Source organism: Nonomuraea glycinis (genome assembly GCF_035920485.1).
Classification (GTDB): Bacteria; Actinomycetota; Actinomycetes; order Streptosporangiales; family Streptosporangiaceae; genus Nonomuraea; species Nonomuraea glycinis.
Window position 1 is genome coordinate 1607843 of record NZ_CP109166.1, and the last position, 16431, is coordinate 1624273.

The window sequence follows — 16431 nt, forward strand, 5'->3', positions numbered from 1 at the left end:
GCAACCCATCACAGACGCCCACTTTCCGGGAAGAGCCATTTCTGAGTGCGTGCTTGAGATGGACGATCAGCCTCAGTCGCAGACGTAGCGGGGCTGACGTCGAGCGGCCCCCCTCGGGAGATGCGGCGGGTCATGCCGGCGATGGCAGCCCAGCGGATGATCACCTCGGAGACGGCAGGGTCCGTACCGGCCTCGGCCCGATCCAGCAGCCGCGCCACCTCGGCAAGCTCGCTGCGGCGTCCGATAAGCGGCACTCGCGCAGTTTAACGGGGTATCCGCGTCACACCCAGAAGGTCACTACTGCTTCGACAGGTTCGCGGTGGCAAGGGGAGTGTCGCGGCGGAAGAAGCCCCCATGCTCGCTGAACAACTCCAGCTCGGCCTTGCCCGACGCCGTCTGCCGCATCGCCAGCCACACCGTGGGCGTGCACGTGCGCTGCGGGTCGTCGTCGATCTCCTCGCGGATCAGGGTCACTCCGGTGGAGGCATCGATCGGTTCGAGGGTGAGGGTGCCCGAGCATCCCAGTTTCGGATACTTGCTGGTGCCCACCGGTGCGCCGGGTGGCGTGCCCTGCTTGAGGCGGAGGTCGACGGTGTAGGTGTCGCCGGACTGCCGTACGGTCCCCTTCCAGCGACCGGCGAGCTCCGGCCCGAGCGGGTCCGCCACCAGGGACGATGCCGCCGTGCTGTCCAGCGCCGTCGCGTCGTCGTCCGGGAGCCAGGTGTTGAGCAGCAGCAGGCTGAACAGGACGAGCATCAGGGCGGAGGTCACCATGATGGCGCCGGCGAACGCCCTCCTGAAGATCAGGTAGCTCAGGGGCGGGCGGCCCTGGGGGCGCGGCTTGGTGTCCCATGGCCGGCGGGCGTCGCCGGCTGTCAGCTCGGTCTGGTTCGGGGCGGCGGCCCCGGCCAGGTTGCCGTTCAGGCGCAGGCCGGCCAGCCAGCCCAGCAGCTCGGCGATCTCCGGCCCGCGCGGCGGCAGGCCCGAGGCGAGGTAGCGGACGTCGGCCCCCTGGTGCTCCAGCTCCCGGACGAGGTTGCCCAGCCCCATGAGCTTGAGCCAGGTGCTCATGTCCTCGATGCCGCGCCCCGAGGTGGTCTCGCGGAGCAGGTCGGCCTTGGTGAGCACGACCGCGACGCGGCGCTGCTTGCCGCCGTCGGCACGCCCGGCCAGCTCGTTGCGGAGCCGGGCGAAGGTGTCGGCGGGGTCCTCGGCGGACAGCACGACCCCTTTGGCGCTCAACGCCCGGCGCTCGGCCTCCAGGAGGTGGTTCTGCACGTCGGGGAGCGCGAAGGGGTCGATGACCAGGATCAGCGCCTCACCGTGGGACAGGTAGCGCATCGCCTCGACCTTGCTCGCCCCCGTGTAGTGCTCGCCGGACGGGTCGAACAAGTAGAGGATCCGGTTGTCGCCCGTCCGGCCGGCCAGCGCGACGTCCAGCATCACGGCCTTGGGCAGGTCGGGCAGGGTCTTGCTGATCCGCCCTGACGACAGCTCGCGGCGGAGTTGCCGGAACGCCTGCTCGTCGCTCTTGTCGGCGAAGAACGCCCGGCCGCCTGCCCCGGTCACGGCGCTGTGGACGGCGTCCACGCTGAGCGCCATGAACGTCGTCTTGCCGGCGTCGGGCCCGCCGACGAACGGCAGCGGCTCGATGCGCACCCGCCCGACGCGGGTCGGCAGCAGCCGGTCACAGTGCGGGCAGTGCGCCTGGAGGCGGTAGCGGCCGAGCAGGATGGTGGTCGGCAGCCGGGTGCCGCACTTGCAGACGTGCCGGACGGCGCCGTTCAGGTCGGGCCTGAGCTTGGCGTGCTTGCTGCCGCAGGTCGGGCACGCGTAGACGGGCAGCGTGAACCGGGCGTAGCAGCCGGGATAGGGGCAGGTCTGCAGGATCCGGTACGCCAGCACGAACGCCTGGTCCACGACCCGGAGCAGCCCCACACAGATCAGCCAGACGAGCAGGCCGGCCACCACGCTCACCGCGTACAGCGCCATGATGAGCACGCCCACCAGGAGGACGGGCACCACGGCCGACAGGATCCCGCCGCAGATGCCGAGCCAGACCGGGAACACGAACCAGGCCTGCCGCCCGGTGAGAAGCGAGCGGGTGAAGCTGCTCAGCGCCCGGTCCATCCTGACGGAGATGATCGGGGACGCGGTGCGCAGGATCACGTACCAGTCCTTCCACACCTGCGCGGCCAGGTAGTGGCGGTAGGCCGGATCGCGCCCCTTGCCGGGGTCCTGCGGGAGGACCGGCGACGGGCCCGCCGAGGTGTCCGGCATCAGGACCGCCCGTACCTGCATGAGGTAGAGGCCGATCGCGGTCAGCGTGCTGCCGAGCAGGGCGACGGGATAGAGGAAGACGGCGACGATCAGGCCGACCCACATCGCGAAGGCCCACGCGACGACGACGACGATCAGATAGATCATCAGTCGTTCCCCCAGAGCCGGATGCCGCGCCGCTTCGGCTTCATGAGCCTGCGCAGGCCCTCGGACAGCTCCGGGTCCTTCTTGAACCGGCTCTCCATGGACCCGAACGGCGACCAGCCGTTCACCAGGGACTGCGCCCACTCCTCCAGCTCGGGCACCGGCTCGCCGACGTCCCGGAGCCGGATCGCGATCTCCAGGAGCGCCGCCTGCTCGTCCCGGCCCGCTTTCACGCTGAGCCACTGCTGGAGCAGCCACTCCCGCGACGGCCTGGACAGGTGCCTGATCAGCGCCATCCGGAACAACGGGTCCTGCTTGGCCAGCGTCTTCGCCGCCCGGGCCTGAACCAGCGTGGCGAGATCCTGGTCGAGGTGGCGGACCAGCGCGGTGAGCCGGCCCACCTCCGCCGCGGCCCGCTGGGGGGTGCGCGCGCCGGCCAGCCCGATGGCGAGCAGCAGCGCTTCGGCGTCATCGGCCACGATCCCCGCCATCCTGGCCGTCCTGACGCGGGTGGCGATCTCCACGGCCTGCTCGTCCTTGAGTCCGGTCCGTACGAACAGGCGGCCGGGCAGGCTGCTCAGCGCGTGGTAGTCCGGCAGGTGCGCACCGGCCGCGTCGAGGAGCCGGCGCAGCTCGGCGGCCGTCGGATCCTCCCGCCAGATGTCCTTGAACGCCGTGTCGCGTTCGCGCATCGTTCCGGTGCCGTGCCTCAGCCGCAGGATCTGGAGGGTCGCCTCCACCCGGTCGAGGGCCGCCGAGCCGGTCTGCCAGGTGATCACGGCGGTGGCGGTGCTGGGTGCGGCCCGCAGGTCCCGGCCGGCCAGCGCGCGGCACAGCTCCGGGGTGAGCACGCTCGCCCGCACCGCGGGCGTGGCCTGTTCCAGTCCGGTGACCAGCCCCGCCAGCAGCGCCTCCCGCCACCGGTACGGCGTCCGGTCGAGCTGCGCGGGCACGTCGGTGAGCCGGGGCTCGACGAGGGCGGCCACCGCCCGCTCCACCTTGGCCGCGGGCACGCGCAGGCCGGCCGCCTCGGCCACCCGGAGGACGGCGACCAGGTGGTCGAGCCGGTCCGCGGCCGCCAGCTCGGCCCAGGCCACCGCCGCCACCTGCTCGCGGTACGCCTCGGGCAGCGCCCGGGTCGGCGGCCCGAGCGCGGGGTCGCGCAGGGCCAGCAGGACGCACCGCGCGGCGCACGGATCCGCGGCCTCGGCCGGGCCGTGCGCGCTGATCGCGGCCGCGAGACCGTACCCGAGGAGGTCGGCCCGCTCGCCCAGGTGGGGCCACACCCAGCCGGGCACCCCGTGCCCGATCAGTTCGGCGACCGCCGCCTGCTCCTCGGGCGACAGCGTGGCGCCCGTCAGGCAGAGCGCCACCAGCGCCGCCGCCGTGTCGGGGTCGGCCGTGCCGAACCCGGCGAGCTCGTCGATCCCGTCGAAGTCCATGGACCGCCACAGCTCCCGCGCCGTCCGCGCGAACCTGCCGGTCTCGGCCGGCTGCGGCTCCTCGGCGAGGACGACCACCGTCGCGTCCACGTCGGAGGGGATCCACACGTCGGGGGTGGTGCCCACGATGAGCTGCGTGGTGGCGGCCGGGTCCCCGCTGTAGGTGACGAAGGACAGCCGGGTGACCGCCTCCCACGGCAGCGAGTACGAGATCACCGCGATCCAGCGGACGATCTCCTCGCCGTCCGCGCCGACCAGGACGAGCCGGCCGTACCCCTGGACGAGGTTGCGCCGGACGAGGTCGAGCAGGGTGCCGAGCCGCTGGTAGGCGGCCTGTCCGCCGGAGCCGAGCCAGCGTCCGAGGGATTCGGGGTCCAGCGCGGTGCCCGGGGTGAGCTCGGTCAGCTCGGGCAGTTCGGTGCCGGGGTCGGCCGGGGCGTCCGCCCACAGGGCCGCCCGCCAGAACTCGATCGGCCGCAGTCCGACGAGGTCGCCGTCGGCCAGGACCAGCGCGTGCCCGAGGAAGTTGCCGTACCGGCCCGAGTAGTCCTGCCCGAGATAGACGCAGCGGACCAGCGCGTGCCGGTCGCCGACCGGCGCGTACGACAGGGCCACCGGCATCGCGCGGATCTGCTCCCGGGTGGGCGCGGTCGGCGTGCCGGGTGGCGGCCGGTAGGTGAGGAACGGCGTGACCTCGGCGGCCGGCCCGGCGGGCAGCCCCGGGCTGTCGGCCACCACCTGGAATCCGGCCCGCCCGGACGGCCCCGTCGCCGCCGATGTGTAGTGGAGCTGCCAAGCCACGACGTTCTACCTCCGTATGCCGTCGAGCATCTTGAACCGGTACAGCAGCCACAGCAGCGGGTCTTCGACGCGATAGGGGCGGATTCCGCTGCGTGCCACCGTCTTGCCCTCCGGTACGTCGCCGAGGGCCGACAGCCCGAACAAGGCGTAGTCGTCGTACTGCTGGCTCAGGTAGCGGTCGATCATGCCCGCCTGCCACTGGTGCAGCAGCGCGCGGACCTGCTCGTCCACGGCCTCCCGGTCGTCCAGGTCGAGCGCGCCGGCCGGGTCGCGGGTGCGGTGCAGCGCCGACTGGCGCTCCATCGACGCCCGCAGCTCGTCGATCTTGCTGAGCGCCACGGCGGCCGGGATGGGCAGCCGCCCATTGTTCCGCTTGCGCAGGAGCTCGGTGACCCGGACGACCACGTCCATCTGGTCGCTCATCAGGTCGTTGGCGAGCGTCCCGCCGCGTTCCCTGGCCGAGGTGTGCAGCGCCGCCTGCGCGCCGGACAGCTCCAGCGGGTCCAGCAGGAAGATGACCGCGTCGGCCGCGCTCAGGTAGCGCAGATGCAGCTCGCTCATCTCCCGCTCGCGCAGGTCCTCCCCGGCCGTGTCGAACAGGACCAGGGTCAGCGAGGCGGTCCGGCGGCGCATCCGGCCCACGGTGCGGGTGAACAGGTAGACCAGCGGGTCACGAGGGGCGCCCTCCGCCGACTGGGTGGCGTCCAGGAGCGTGTGGTCACCGTAGAGCGGCCGGGCGAAGTCCGTCTTGTAGCGTTCGATCGTCCGGTCGTCGCACGGCACGAGCGAGGCGTTGAGCTCCTCGCCGATGCGGTTCATCAGCTCGTGGATCAGCACCGCGATGTAGGTGCTCTTGCCCGCGTGCTTCGCCCCGACGAGAGCGACGATCTTCCCCGGATTGGCGCAGTATTCGGTCGCCAGCCTGCTGTGGCACGACGGGCAGACCCGCCAGGCCGTCTCCCGGGAGCAGGCGGGGCACAGGGCGCGCCGCCCCGGCCGCCGCACGGAGAAGACCGGCGGCAACGCGGGCGCGGCGCCGCCGCGGAACGCGCCCAGCACCTCGTCCGGCCGCGGCTCGCAGCCCTCCGTCCGGCCGCTCTTGCCCAGGCAGCGGAACGCGATCCGAGCGGGCGCCACCTTCACGAAGCAGTACGGGCAGGTGATCATCGGCTCATCCCACTTTCAGGACGCGTACGGGCGGATCGATCAGCTCGACCGGCCCTTCGGCGAAGCAGCGCACCCAGTAGGGTTTCGGCTGCTTGGGCATCGGGACGACGAGTCGCGCCGGTGGGCTGAGGTCGGCCCACTCGGCGAGCACCCGCCCGTCGTCGGGCGAGCCGGGCTGGATCCGGCCCGCCTTGATCACCAGGACGAGCCTGGTCACCCGGGCCGGCTGCTCGCAGGTCAGGTCGACGACCAGCTGACGCTGCCAGAACGGGCCCTCGCGGCGCACGTCGTAGCGGAGCGGCACGACGGCGGCGAGCGGCACCCGCACCGCCGGGCCGCGCACCCGGACGCCCTTCACCACGGTCGTCGGGGCCAGCTCCAGGATCGGCGCCTCGCCCTCGGGGATGTCGAGGCGGATGCCGCCCTGCGACCGGTAGGCCGCCGACGTGACGATCAGGCTCCGCCTGTCCCACCGCACCTCGATCTCCGGCACGTCCTTGGGCCACTCCAGGCCGAGGTGCACCGTGCCGCCGCGACGTACGGCGCTCACCCCTTGCGGCGCCGGCAGATCGACGTGCTCGCGGTGCGCGCCGATGGTCGCGCTGTCCGCCACGACGGTGACGGCCAGCAGCACGCCGGACGCCCCGGCCGAGCGCAGCACGTACTCGTCGCCGGTGGCGGTGGCCGGCAGGACGCGACCGGCCGCGCGGACGTCCGCGATCGGCACGGTCGTCCCGTACGCCCAGCGTGGCTCGGCCGCCAGGAGCACGAACTCCAGCACGCCCGACGGCGGCTCGGTGCAGCGGACCAGCAGCTCGCCCCGGCCGGACTCGACCGTGAAGGCGGCGACCGGCACCGGCTTCGCCTGCGGCGTGACGGAGCGCCGCAGCCCTGGCGTGGTGACCTCGCCCCGGCCGTCGGGGTAGACCGCCGCGACGAAGTAGTCATAGGTGGTCCCGTTGCGCACCTCACGGTCGCGGAACCCGGATCCCTCCACCCGGACGGGCCTGCCGTCGCGCTCGACGACGACGCGCAGCACCTCGGCGGGGGCGCGCCACTGACCGGTGACGACCCCGTCGATCGCGGTCAGCCGCACGTCCTCCGGCTCGGGCCGGTACGTCAGCGGCGGGCAGGTCACCGGCACCGACGTGGCCTGCCCGCGCCGGGCCGCGACCGCGTAGGTGACGGGGGTGTTGACCGGCGGGCGCTCGTCGGAGGCGCTCGGCCGCGTCACCTCGGCGAACGGGACCCCGTTGCGGTACACCTCGTAGGCGATGTCGCCCGCCCGCGACGGCGACGGCTGCCAGCCGATGGCCACCACGTCGCCGTGCAGCCGGGCCCGCACCTCGCCCGGCGGCCGTGGCGCGAGCCCGGCGAGCAGATCCCCGGCCCCCGACAGGTCCGGGGCCCGGCGCAGGGCGTCCTCCAGCATCATCCACGCCTGGTCGGAGTCGGCCTCCGTCCGCGCCGCGTCGCGCAGCCGTACGGCCTTGGCCAGCCGGGCCCGCACCTCGGCGGCCAGTTCGGCCGCGTCGCCGGTCAGCGCCTCGGCCGGGAGCGCCTCCACGAAGTCCACGGCCGCCTGGATCTTGCCCGCGTCCACCAGCTCGCGCAGCCGGCCCACCGGGCCGCCCGGCACGCCGCTCTCCTGGCGGATCGCGTAGACCAGCCGCTTGGCCTCACCCGGGTCGAGGCCGAGGTCGTCGGTGACGTGCCGCATCAGCGTGTCGTCGTACGGATGCTCGCGGACGCGTTCACGGAGCCTGGCGGCGATGTCGTAGCGCAGGAGCGCCGCGGGGTCGGGGGTGCTGCGCAGGGCAGTGAAGATCATTTCCGCGCTCACGGTCCGTGGCCCCCGTGGTTTGCGCTGTTCCCGGTCCTCGGCCTTGGCCACCTGCTCCAAGATGCCGGGAATGTCGCCCATGACCCGGAGGCTGGTCGGGGTATCGGGGAAGACGAACCCGGCCAGGTGCCGCTGGGCCAGCGTGTCGAGGGCCGCACGGATCTCGGCGTAGGCCGCGTACGGCGGTGACTGCGGGAGCTGGTCGGGCTCGCGCACCTCGATGCCGAGCTCGGCGGCCAGGCTCTCGGCGGCCGGGGCGCCGAGCCCGGCCGACGTGCCGATGCTCGCGACGACGTCGGGCGGCAGCAGCCGTAGCTTTCCCGCCGCGTCGTCCAGCCGCCGCCGCAGATCCGCCAGGCGCTGCCTGTCCCGCTCGGCGGCCTGCTTGATCTCGGCACGCACCGGGTCGATGTCGCCGTCCGCCGCCGCCTTGAAGACCGACGTGTAGCGCTGGGCGTGGTCGGCCTCCAGGGCGTCGATCAGCTTGCGGAACTTGAGCATCTGCCGCGAACGCCGCCAGCACTGCCGGACCTGCCGCACGGTCTCGGTGACCTCGGCGGCGCTCATCGCCTCCGTGATCTGGTAGCGCCGGCACAGGTCCGCCGGGGGCGTGCCACCGGCCTGCCGGGCCGGATCCAGCACTTCCCGGAGATACCGCTCCTCGTCGAACGGCATAGGTCAGTCCACACGGATCTCGGACAGCGAGGCCCGCGACGAGGCGACCTCCTCCTCGGACATGCCGCCGATCTGGATGTCGAGATCCAGTTGCCGGCCCTTCTCGTTCTCGCGCGCGGTGACGTGCAGCAGCCCCGAGGCGTCCAGGGTGAACGTCACCTCGATCGGGAAGCCCTTGGGCTTGCCGGGCGGGATGCGCAGCTCCCCTTCGCCGATCGTGGTGTTGTCGTCGACCTCGTCGGACTCGGCGCTGCCCGCCTGCTCCATCACCCGGATGGCGACGGTCGTCTGGTTGTCGTCGAGGGTGGCGAAGCCCTCGGTGACGGAGGCCGGCAGCGAGTCGTTGGCGTGCACGAGATGGGCGACGTAGCGCTGCCGCTGGGTGCCTCGGGTGGCGATGATGCCGAAGGCGCGCGAGGCGACCGTCTTGATCGTCCGTCCCTCGATCTGCCGGCGCTGCGTCTCGGACAGCCCCGCTTCCAGCGCCATCGCCTCGGCCTCGGCCTGCTGTCCCGAGCTCAGCAGCCGCCGGAAGGTCTCCTCGAAGGCGTAGAGCGCGGCGCCCTTCGCCACCGCCAGGTCGGGGTCCTGGAGCTGGGGCGTCAGGCCGAACTCCTTCTGCAGGGCCTCGGCCACCGCGGGCATCCTGGACAGGCCGCCGACCAGGACCAGGTGCTGGAAGGAGTCGACCCCCTTCGCCCGCGCCGTCTCCACGGTCCGGCGGGTGATGCTCAGGGTGCGCTCCAGCAGGTTCTGGGTGAGCGACTCGAACTCCGCCCGGGTGAGCTCGACCGCGGTCACGCGCCCCTCGTGCATCACGCGGGCGGTGTGCTTGATCCGGGTGGACAGGGTCTTCTTGAGGTCTTCCGCGATGTTGCGCAAGTCCTGCTCGGTCTCGTCGCTGTCGAGCGGGGCGCTGACGTCCGGGTGCTGCTGCTGGAAGCTGTCGGCCAGGTACTGGACCAGGGTGTCGTCCCAGTTGGTGCCGCCGAGGTCATGGTCGCCGTCGGTGCACACGACCTCGATGTTGCCGCCGCGCAGGGTCATGACGGTCGTGTCGAACGTGCCCCCGCCGAGGTCGTAGACGAGGATGTGGCAGTCCTGCTCCGGCTTGAGCACGCCGTAGGTGATGGCGGCGGCGATGGGCTCGGAGATGATGTCGATCACGTTCAGCCCGGCGACGCCGCCGGCCTTCCTGGTGGCGTCGCGCTCGGCCGCGCCGAAGTAGGCCGGGACGGTGATGACCACGTCCGACACGGTCTCCCCGGTCGCCACCTGCGCGTCCTTGGCCAGCTTGCGGAGCACGAACGCGGAGATCTCCTCCGGCGAGTACGGCTTGCCGTGCAGCGTCCTGGGGGCATCCTGGCCCATGTCGCGCTTGATCCTGCTGATCACGAGGCCGGGCTTCAGGACAGCGCTGTCTTTCGCGTACTGGCCGACCACGACGTTGTCGGGGGTCTCGAAGAAGATCACCGAGGGCGTGGTGTCGGAGCCTTCGCTGTTGCGGTGCACTTCGGCCCGGCCGACCTGGTCGATGCTGGCGATGCAGGAGTACGTGGTGCCGAGGTCGATCCCGTATACGGCCATTTATCCGTCCTTCCTCTGCTGGTCCGCCTGCGCGGGGGCCTCGCCGACCACCACGTCCGCCTTGCGCAGCACGCGCTCCCCCTGGTGGAAACCTGCCGCCACCACCGCCAGGACCTGCCCCGCCGGCCCCGGCTGGGTCCGGGTCGCCCGATGCCTGGCCGCGTCGTACGGCTCGCCCGGCGCGACGTCGAGCAGGTCGGCCCCGGTCCTGGCCAGCACCTCGGCCACCTCGGCGGCGATCGCCTCCAGGAGGGAACTGACGTGGCCGTCGTCCTCCGGCCGGTCGCGGAGTCTGGCCGCCTCCCGCCCGGTGAGGTCGTACAGGCGGTAGAGGCCGGTCCGCACCGGCGTCAGCGCCTCTTGCAGGAGGCCGTGGCGCAGGGCCTTGTTCTCCTCGAAGAGGCGGTCGATGATCTGCTCGCGATGATTGGAACGGTCCACATCATGCTGGAACTTGGTCCTGATCTCCTCGGTCAACCGGTCGAGGGCCGTCACTAAGGAGATATCCGACATATCCCCCATATCGGGGGACTCTGGCGCTGGCGGGGGGATCGTCATAGCGGCTTTCCGCTTTCTCCGGGGGAATTTGTGCACCGCAGTGTATCCAGTATGTGCCGCGCTGAATACCACGAAAGCATGCCATTCCAACGTGAAAAGTCTTCGGTAACGGGCCTTACTGGAATCCGGGCTGCGCTTATTCGAGATTTCGGGCTATTCACGCGCGAGCCGCTGACCGGTGGCCGCGGCGAGCGCCTTGCCGTACAGGAGGCTGAGCTCCTCGGCGCTGTCGAAACCCTCGGTGACGACGGCGGCCAGCCGGGCATCGGTGAAGACCGTCGGCCGGTAGCCGGTCGCCTCGTCGGGCACGGCCAGGTGCACCAGGTCGAAGTGGTGAACGAGCGGCACGAGCTTGTCCACGTCGTCCTCGAACTCCCCGTCGGTGATCGCGACGAGAACGCGCCTGACACACTTCTCACCGTCCTCGGCGTGCGCGCGATCCAGCGCCTTGAGCGCGGGGATGAAGTACGTGTACTGCCCGTCCTCCTGATCCCCCGGCGAGTCGACGGCCTTCGCGAGGCTCCCCACCCGGGTCGGGGAAAGGGTCAGCGAGGCCGTGCGGGCGAACGTCACCGTCGTCAGCAGGTCGTCCGGCCGCAGCTCGCGGGCCATGAAGGGCTTGAGCAGGGCCAGCGCCTCATCCCTCATCTCGACGCTGTCGTCCATCGACCCGGAGAAGTCGCCGGCCACGTCGAGACAGACGACCCCTTGCACCTGCCGCGCCCCGGCCAGAGTCGCCTCGCCCAGCGATGCGCGCTGCCCGCCACCGTTCAGGTACCAGATCACCCCTGCGGCGGCCGCCGCTAAGAAAAGCACACCGATTATGGCAATCCCGGATAATCCTCCCGAACTGCCCGGCAGGCCCCCACCAACACCGCCGGGCAGCCGCCCGGGAGATTTCCCCGGGAGTTGGGGGCGATTTCCCACCATCATTGACCTCCACCACGACAGGCGTGAGAGATGAGGATATGACGCCACTCGCCGCTGCGGAGAAATGATCAGCAACAGCTTCATTTTGATATGCGTGATGCAGCACGCATATCGGAAAGGCAGCACGATTACGCCGCCCGACAACCGAGCGTTCCCTTAAGGTCACTTGGACCATATAGGGCACGCGTGCTTTAAGTCAACATGACCTAAAAAACCGGTAGGTCAGGATCGCTTGGGCGGCTGGTCCAGTCCGCCGTTGCCCAGCACATCCAGGACGAACTCCGCCGCGTTGCGCGCCGCCACCTCGTGCCAGTCGTCGTTCTTGCCCATCCCCCAGTCGCAGATCGCCTTGACCACGATCCAGTCGACCTTCTCCCTGGCCGCCGCCGCGTAGACCCCCAGCCCTTCCATCTCGCCGCCGATCCCGTCCGGCTCCGCCTCGATCAGGCGGGCGCGGATCGTCGGCGAGTTCAGCAGCACGTTCCCGGACAGCATCGGGCCCAAATGCACCTTCGGCCCGTCCTGGGTCAGCCTGGCGCTCTGGCACCGGTCGAGGAGGGTCACCGACGGCGCGACCCGATCGCCGCGCATGATCTCGACCGGTTCCCCCGGCGTGTACTCGGCGATCTTCTTGTGATCCATGACCCGTAACTGGGTGCACACCAGGATGTCCCCGAGCCGCTGCTTGTCCTCACGCAGGCCGAAGCAGATGCCGGTGAGCAGCAGATAGTCGGGGTTGAGCTGTTCGATCAGCGACTTGGCGGTCAGCATGGCGCCGCCGGGATCCACGCTCCCGGGGCGGGTCTGCGCGAGCAGCACCCGGGCACGGCTCACCACACCCAGTTCGAACGCGGTGTGCAGGTCCAGGTTGCGGCGGATCGGCGCCGCTTTCGTGACCCCGGTGACGGCCTCGATCACGGCCTGCCGCTCCTCCGGCGTGGCGACCATGATCAGTACGGTTGACGTGCCGAGCACCGGCTCCATCTCCTTCCGGAAACGTCGATGTCGCTCCGTGTTCACCTCGGGCGATCGCCACACCGCGACCACGAACAGCAGCACGGCCATGACGCCGAGCAGCGTGGTGAGCCACCCGACCACCCACGCCTGAGGGGTGGCGGGCACGAGATCCGGTGGATTGCCGCCGATCAGCCGCCAGGCGAGCCAGCGGAACGCGGTGCCGTAGGTGGCGGGCCGCCCGTCGCAGGCGGGCGCGCACTCCGCCTGCTCGAAATCCGCCAGTACGTACGCCTCGGCCGCCATGATGACCGCGACCGCGAACGCGTAGAGGGCCAGCCCCGAGCCCAGGCCAGTGATCTTCGGCGGGCGCACGTCCGACCCGGAGCCCGTCGCCAGGAACGTCACCCCGGCCGCACCGGCGCCCCTGGCCGCCACCGTGATGGCCGTCCGCATCCGCGTGGTCGTCGCGCCGTCGAGGAGGCAGAGCAGCGGTTCGTCCACCTCGACCGTCTCCGTACGCGCGCGCACGTCGCCGACCGCCCGCGCGACCTGGGCGCGCACCAGCCCGCGCAGCCGTTCGGTGACCTGGTTGAGCAGCGCGGGCGCCGTCTCGGGATCGGCGCAGTGACACAGCGGCATGGACCAGTGCAGGAACCGCATCTCCTCGGCCGCCCACCGGTCCGCACCACGGCGGGCATCCCGGATCCACCTGACGATCATGGTGCCGAGCATCCCGGCCATCATCAGGGCGACGTACAGCAGCGCCAGCAGGCAGCACAGCAGCCCGGCCCCCAGCAGCCAGACCGACCACCCCCACACCATCCCCACCGGCACCGTGGCCACCGCCAGGGCCTGCAGCAGGGCCGGCGGCCCGGCGAACATCACGAGATCCCAGCGCCTGTCCACATGCCGCAGCAGCCCGCCCGGCCTGCCGCTGAGCCGCGAGTCGCGCGGGGGCTCCAGCACCGCGAACGCCTCGGCGTCCCGCCAGACGAGCCGCCCGTCCCGCGCGGCCACGTACAGGAGCAGCGGCAGCGGAGCCCGGGACCGGATCAGCCCGGAGACCCCCCGGGGGCGCAGCGTATCGATCACCGCACGGCCGCACTCAGCGCGGCGCACCGCCGCGGCCGCCTCTCGCGCGGCGCGGAACGACATTCCCAGCGGGTAGGCGCGCCCCTCACGGCGAGCCTTGGACGAGCCCTCAGCCGACACGGCTCCACCATGGCGCATCCACCGACCCGTTTCCAGACCGCGTTGCCACCCGCATCAGCCGGACACCGCGTCGCTTGCCGAGCGTCCCGTCGCCCGCGTCAGACGGACGCGTCGTCCCCGTCGGCCGACCGTGGCATCGGCGGGAACAGCAGCTCCGCCGACCCTCGGCGGTAGAGGGCGGCCGGGCGGCCGATCTCGGGCGTCCGCGACTCGCCCGTGGGCTCCACGAAGTGCGCGGCCTTGGTCACCTTGCGGCGGAAGTTGCTGGGATCCAGCGGGAATCCCCAGATGACCTCGTAGACGTGCCGCAGCTCAGCGAGGGTGAACGGTTGCCGGCAGAACGCCGCCGCCACAGTCGTGTACTCGAGTTTGGCCCTGGCCCGATCGAGCCCCTCCTTGAGGATCGCCAGATGGTCGAAGGCGAGGTCGGCCGACAGGGCGGCTTCGACGGGCACCCAGTGCGCGGTCGCCGCGTCGGTGCCCGCGACCGGCGTGGGCAGGTCGGGGCCCAGCGCGAGGTAGGCGACGGTGAAGGTGCGGCCACGCGGGTCACGCTCCGGCGCCCCGAACGCCCGCAATTGCTCCAGGTGGAGCTCACGCCCGTCGATGCCGGTCTCCTCCGCCAGCTCGCGAAGGGCCGCCTGATCGAGCCCCTCACCCACCCGGACATAGCCGCCGGGCAGAGCGACCCCACCCTCGAACGGCGGCTTCCCCCGCTCGATCAACAGCACCCGCAGACTCGCCTCGCGCACGGTGAAGATCACCAGGTCCACGGTCACCGCAGCCGACACGGTCCCGTCATACTTCAACGCCCTGTTCACCACCGCCACAGGATACCTATGGTCACCTTGACCAAAGGAACCGCGGCGACTTATGGTCAATAGGACTTTAAGTGAGTGCAGAGTGGATCGATTTATCCACGTCAGCACCGTCGAGCGGAGACAAGCATGGGCGAGTTCATGCTCGGGGTGGTGAGCTCCTTGCTCGCGACCGCGCTCACCGTCCTTGGCGGCTGGGCTTGTTCCCTGCATGCCCGGCGATGGCCGGCCGTGCTCCTGTCCCGGATCACCGGGCTGGGAGTGCTCCGGGCGCTGCCACGACAGCAGCTCGCCGGCAAGGAGATGGCCGCCGATCTGGCCCGGGCCCGGTGGGTGCGCGTGCTCGCCGGTCGTGGCAACGAGCTGACCCGCGACAGCTTCGCCCCGGTCTGGGAGGCAGCGGAATCCGTACAGGTGCTGCTGCCTGACACCATGAGCGGCCACGACTCCTGGCTCGCCCAGCGGGCGTCGGACATCCGCCGCGTCGATCCGGGCTTCTCCCCCGGCCTGCTGGCCGACCAGGTGCGCGTCAATGCCGCGTACGTGAGTGAGATCAGGCGGCACGGTCAGCCGGTCTCACTGCGATACTACAACCTGCCGAACCTGCACCGCCTGGTCATCACCGACGACGTCGCCTATCTGACCCTGTATCGGCAGACCGAGCACGGCCGCAACTCTCCGTGCATCGTGGCGCACCGCCCCGGCGTTCTGTACGACCACGCGCTGTTCCTCTTCACCACCACCTGGGAGCACAGCCGCCCGGCGGACTGAGCAGGCCGTCGAGGTCAGCGGCGGTGGCCTCTGCGCCTTACCTGGTGCCGGAGGCCCGCGACGATGACCAGCATGACTTCGACCAGCAGATTGGGCGCCAGCTCACCGTAGGAATGACCGGGCGTGTTCAACCACTCGATGAGCGACCCCACCGCGACGGCGACGAGAATCATGTACGTGAGCACGCCGAAGAGCTGACTGGAGAAGACTCGGGTCGCACCCGAGACCGTGCGGACGAAGACCCGGGGAAGGGGTTGTCTGAAATTGAAGGTCAAGATCTCATCGATCGCCTGCCAGACGCAGGCATAGGTGCGGGTGGAGAGATGGCCTCCCGAAGCCTCGTATTTGAACCCGTCCGGAGCGGAGATCTGCTGGGCGACGTCCATCATTTTCCGCTGCACAGAGAATCCGACGAACCTCGTCAGCGGGAAGAGCCTGGCGCACGACTGGATCAGATAGAGCTGCCAGGGCACCCGGACATAGTCCTGCGCGCCATATCGGGTGTACTCATGATTCGCCTCCGACTGGCCGCCGAACTCGCCGGCCAGGGCCGAGAACATCTCCTTCCAGCAGAGCTGCAACTCCCGCCGCTCAAGCTCGGGGTCATAGGTTGCCAGCACCGACAGGGCGAAGCATCGGACGTAGATGTCGCTGCCGCCGCTGACGTACTCTCGAAGATATCGCCAGTCCTCGGGCCGGGCAGGCAGGTTGTTCGCCGCCAAGCAGCGCAGCGCGTGCGCGGTGGCCAGCGGGTTCGGGCTTCCTCCTTCGCTGCCGACCGCATATCCCGCCGGCTCGGTCCTGGCAGCTTCGAGAGCCTGGTGGACCAGGGTCAGCGCTTCGGATCTCAGCGGGACGACCGGGCTCACCTGCGAGATGGCGAAACCTATGTCGGCCATCCGGAAAACATCTGATTTCTGCAGCCGGACTCTGCGCGCGACCAGGTCCCGGTAGACGACGCCCCGCACCGAAGCCTTTTCGACCTGGCCACGGTTGACGACATAATAGAGCAGCTTCGATATCCGGTCCTTGACCACAGGATCCGTCGTGGCGTGACGGGCGAAGATGTGAATGGTGGCCGCGGTGCCGTAGAGTCCGCGCTGTTTGTAGTCGGGGTGGTCGAGATACTGCCCCGAAGCCAGGGCGTGGTCCGGCAGCCGCCCGGCCTCTTCTCGCAAACGCAGCTCGATGCGCCGCTCGATCTCGGACTGAGCATCCTTCAGCATCTGGCGCGTCAGCAACTATC

At 70.8% G+C, this 16431-nt stretch carries 11 protein-coding genes; 1 reads left to right on the plus strand and 10 read right to left on the minus strand.

Features of this window, described 5'->3' with window-relative positions; genetic code table 11:
* Positions 1–297: 297 nt before the first annotated feature.
* The 9 genes from OHA68_RS07415 to OHA68_RS07455 all read right to left on the minus strand — a co-directional run bounded on the left by OHA68_RS07415 (position 298) and on the right by OHA68_RS07455 (position 14387).
* On the minus strand, positions 298–2427 hold the full coding sequence (locus OHA68_RS07415) for a TRAFAC clade GTPase domain-containing protein (protein WP_327106936.1): 2130 nt from the start codon (positions 2425–2427) through the stop codon (positions 298–300).
* A complete protein-coding gene (locus OHA68_RS07420; RefSeq protein WP_327106937.1) occupies positions 2427–4667 on the minus strand; it encodes a GAP1-N2 domain-containing protein in 2241 nt (746 codons plus the stop codon). The genes OHA68_RS07415 and OHA68_RS07420 overlap by 1 nt, the downstream gene beginning before the upstream one ends.
* A 6-nt stretch (positions 4668–4673) precedes the next feature.
* Positions 4674–5834 carry a TRAFAC clade GTPase domain-containing protein gene (locus tag OHA68_RS07425; protein WP_327106938.1) on the minus strand — a complete coding sequence of 387 codons (1161 nt, stop codon included), beginning with the start codon at positions 5832–5834 and terminating at the stop codon, positions 4674–4676.
* Positions 5835–5838: 4 nt separating this feature from the next.
* A complete protein-coding gene (locus tag OHA68_RS07430) occupies positions 5839–8352 on the minus strand; it encodes a fibronectin type III domain-containing protein (protein ID WP_327106939.1) in 2514 nt (837 codons plus the stop codon).
* Positions 8353–8355: 3 nt separating this feature from the next.
* Entirely contained in the window at positions 8356–9939 is a 1584-nt protein-coding gene (locus OHA68_RS07435; RefSeq protein ID WP_327106940.1) for an Hsp70 family protein, read from the minus strand.
* Entirely contained in the window at positions 9940–10434 is a 495-nt protein-coding gene (grpE, locus tag OHA68_RS07440) for a nucleotide exchange factor GrpE (RefSeq protein ID WP_189142355.1), read from the minus strand.
* Between the two features lie 216 nt (positions 10435–10650).
* Entirely contained in the window at positions 10651–11313 is a 663-nt protein-coding gene (locus OHA68_RS07445) for a vWA domain-containing protein (protein WP_327106941.1), read from the minus strand.
* 336 nt (positions 11314–11649) lie between these two features.
* Entirely contained in the window at positions 11650–13596 is a 1947-nt protein-coding gene (locus tag OHA68_RS07450) for a 5'-methylthioadenosine/S-adenosylhomocysteine nucleosidase family protein (RefSeq protein ID WP_327106942.1), read from the minus strand.
* 98 nt (positions 13597–13694) lie between these two features.
* Complete coding sequence (locus tag OHA68_RS07455) at positions 13695–14387, minus strand: NUDIX hydrolase (RefSeq protein ID WP_327106943.1); 693 nt, start codon at positions 14385–14387, stop codon at positions 13695–13697.
* Positions 14388–14543: 156 nt separating this feature from the next.
* Here OHA68_RS07455 and OHA68_RS07460 point away from each other — a divergent pair, with 156 nt between their 5' ends.
* The gene (locus tag OHA68_RS07460) at positions 14544–15185 is read left to right on the plus strand and encodes a hypothetical protein (protein ID WP_327106944.1); all 642 of its coding nucleotides are present in this window, start codon (positions 14544–14546) and stop codon (positions 15183–15185) included.
* A gap of 14 nt (positions 15186–15199) precedes the next feature.
* On the opposite strand, the gene OHA68_RS07465 is transcribed toward OHA68_RS07460, so the two are convergent.
* On the minus strand, positions 15200–16426 hold the full coding sequence (locus OHA68_RS07465; RefSeq protein WP_327106945.1) for a hypothetical protein: 1227 nt from the start codon (positions 16424–16426) through the stop codon (positions 15200–15202).
* Between the last annotated feature and the right edge of the window lie 5 nt (positions 16427–16431).